This is a genomic window from Mesorhizobium sp. M1A.F.Ca.IN.020.04.1.1 (genome assembly GCF_003997315.1).
GTDB lineage: Bacteria > Pseudomonadota > Alphaproteobacteria > Rhizobiales > Rhizobiaceae > Mesorhizobium.
The window spans coordinates 1-997 of sequence record NZ_RZSN01000393.1 but is presented as its reverse complement, the minus strand read 5'-3'; the positions used below and the strand labels follow the sequence as shown (position 1 = coordinate 997).

General features: G+C 55.4%; 1 protein-coding gene. It reads left to right on the top strand.

Features of this window, described 5'->3' with window-relative positions; translation table 11 throughout:
- Positions 1-748 (top strand): gamma-glutamyl-gamma-aminobutyrate hydrolase family protein (locus EOA49_RS32125; protein WP_135899141.1); only part of this gene is annotated, 748 nt, incomplete at its 5' end.
- Positions 749-997: the final 249 nt, after the last annotated feature.

Sequence of the window (997 nt, the reverse complement as noted above, 5' to 3'; positions counted from 1 at the left end):
CCCATTCAAGATGGCAAAGCACATGCGACCAGTCATAGGAATCGTCAGCAATTTCGACGTGGAAAAGGATGGTTACTTCTGTCTCGTCCACTATGTAAGCGCAATCGAGAAAGCCGGCGCTGTTCCGATCATCTTGCCTTATCTCAAAGAAGATGACGTGAGCGCGTTATTAGACCTCGTTTCTGGTCTCGTTCTTACTGGAGGTGGCGATTTTCCAACCGAACTTTACGGCGCGCCTCCGCACCCCGCTGTTCAACGGATGATCCCCGAGCGCGACGACTTCGAATTCGCGCTCGCCCGTTCAGCGTTCGATCGGCCCATGCCCGTTCTCGGCATCTGCCGAGGGATGCAGATGTTGAATGTTGTAGGCGGGGGTACGATCTATCCTCATACCTTAGATGAACTACAAAACGTAATCGATCATCGCGATGGCACCCCGTTGGATAAGACGGTTCACGAGGTTCAGCTGGAACGCGACACGCAGCTGTGGCGGCTCTGTGGAGCGCAATCATCGTCTTTCCGAGTAAACAGCTATCACCACCAGGCCGTTAAACAGTTGGCTCCTGAATTCGTCGTTTCGGCGCGAGCTGACGATGGTGTCGTCGAGGCGATCGAGGCCCCCGGCCGGCCATTCATGGTCGGCGTACAGTGGCACCCTGAGTGGATGTACGACAGTGAGCCCGCCTGTCGCAATTTGATCGATAACTTCGCAAGAGCCTGCAGTTCGATTGCAAGAGAACCTGCATGACGTGCGCCACCAGCACGCGCGTGCTGTCTCAGACGCAACAAATCCCTTGAGGCGTTGACCGGCTGCGGCGCTAATAGCCGTCCCCCTGCACAACGTCAGCCTCCATTTTGGCAGGCATTTTATCGCGAAACAAGCGGATATATTGGAGTATCTCAGTGCGGGCCATATCTGAACTCGCCGAGTTCGTTAGCAGCTACCCAGGAAGTGCACTGCCTGCGGCGACACGGCGTACAATCTCGTTGCTCATAT